2 protein-coding genes and 1 pseudogene are annotated in these 1,630 nt (G+C 57.6%); 2 read left to right on the forward strand and 1 reads right to left on the reverse strand.

Annotation, left to right across the window (positions count from 1 at the left end; genetic code table 11):
• Nucleotides 1–123 precede the first annotated feature (123 nt).
• On the forward strand, nt 124–444 hold the full coding sequence (locus QJT78_RS51010; protein WP_225005980.1) for a transcriptional repressor TraM: 321 nt from the start codon (nt 124–126) through the stop codon (nt 442–444).
• A gap of 77 nt (nt 445–521) precedes the next feature.
• Here the strand turns inward: QJT78_RS51010 and QJT78_RS51015 are convergent, their stop codons facing one another.
• The gene (locus QJT78_RS51015; protein WP_225005978.1) at nt 522–1,253 is read right to left on the reverse strand and encodes an autoinducer binding domain-containing protein; all 732 of its coding nucleotides are present in this window, start codon (nt 1,251–1,253) and stop codon (nt 522–524) included.
• A 151-nt stretch (nt 1,254–1,404) separates the two neighbouring features.
• Between QJT78_RS51015 and QJT78_RS51020 the strand changes: the two are divergent.
• A pseudogene (locus QJT78_RS51020) lies at nt 1,405–1,517 on the forward strand (IS110 family transposase); the annotation flags it as partial.
• Between the last annotated feature and the right edge of the window lie 113 nt (nt 1,518–1,630).

Here is a 1,630-nt window from a genome sequence, read left to right on the forward strand (position 1 = left end):
GCACGCCTCAAGCACCTTGCGATCTTTCCTCGAAAGGTGGACTTCTCTTGCTTCGGGTATCATCCCGACCTTGAATCACGACTCACGTTCCAAGAAAAGTGGGTACTAGTCTGCGTGAGAATTGTGGCATCGAACAATCATGATGAATCACCCGACGCCGGGCTCAACTGCGAGCTTGAGCACATCTTCGGGGGAATGCGACAACCTGAGCTTGAGCGCCTAACCATCGACGCCATTCGCGAATACCGTGCGAGCGTCGCGCTCGCCGAGACGGCCCGATTGCAGCGGCTAGCCGCAGAGGCTGGCATGGCCTCTTGTCCCGACCGTCGGGCAGAGCTCCAACGAACCCATGAACATGCGGAGACTGAGCATCGGGCGCGTCAGCTTGTCCTCAACAGCCTGATCGATCGCCTCGGTTACGTTCCCAAAATTCCCGCCGGATAATCGTCATGGCAACGACTCTGGGCCGGGCGTCGCCGTTGATCGAAGAGCAGGGTCGTCCGGTAACGTATCACAGTGGACTAGATCAACTTTTTCTCCATGGCGATACGGACGGCTTGCTGGAGATTGCTGGCGCCGAGTTTGTCGCGCGCATTGTCCAGATAGAATTGGACCGTTCGTGGCCTGATCCCAAGCAAGTCCGCGATCACATTCATTGACTTGCCGTGTGACGACCAACTGAGCGAGGTCGCCTCCTGCGTCGACAGCGTCACGTTCCCTGTCTTGAAGGACGACCCAGACGCCAGGCTGAGGCGAACGTGAATATAGGCGAGCGCCAGCGCCGCCTGCATCGGATCCCATGGCGGGACCTCGACCCGCTGCCGATCAGATGCGAGTGTGATCATCGCGGTTCGGCCATAACTTGTCCTGATCGGAACGGAAACGCCGGAGCGGATGCCGAAGTCAATTGCCTCCGAATAGAATTGCTTGATGTCACGCGAACTCCTGCGCAGCTCGCGCTCCTCCGCTGACCAGGCGAACATCCGCATGGTGCGCTTGGCGGTCGTCACGACGGGGTCGATGGTTGTGTAATGCTTTGCAAAATAAAGGCTCAACCACTCCGCAGGATAATCGCTGAAAACAACCGCATCGTCGCCGTGAACATGGATGTAGGCATAACGATCGAAGGCGGATGAGACAGCAAACTTCTTGATCGCGTTGCGAATGGAGCGCTCGTCGCGTGCCAGATCGACCGCGTCGATCAACCCCTGTAACTGCCCATCCAAACTGAGTTCCTCCTCTTCAACTTCCAAGCAAAGCGATGGAGCCTTGCTCGTCGGAGGAGCATCGCGATTCTGTCATTATTTTGATTTGATCAGCTTTTCGGAGCAACTCGACGGAATTCAACCTCTTCCTAGCTTACCCTGCTGGTCTTCATCCGATTTTGTCCTGAATCAGCCGCGGGTTCCCAATGAAAGCCACGATGCGAGAACTCGTCCGCGCGAGTGGCGGCGATTGAGACGCTGCGGTTCCACCGCCAACAGGGGAGCGCCTTCATGCTCCAGCGTGGACGCATCTAAGCGAGCTATGGCGGAATCTGGGTGATGACGGTGTGAGGAAGGCGGCGTATCGAGGCGGGTGACGAGCCTGCCAGAACCTCTCGAGGAGAGCGATACGCCATGACCGAGAC

The sequence above is a fragment of the Bradyrhizobium sp. Mp27 genome (assembly GCF_029953005.1).
Taxonomy (GTDB): domain Bacteria; phylum Pseudomonadota; class Alphaproteobacteria; order Rhizobiales; family Xanthobacteraceae; genus Bradyrhizobium; species Bradyrhizobium barranii.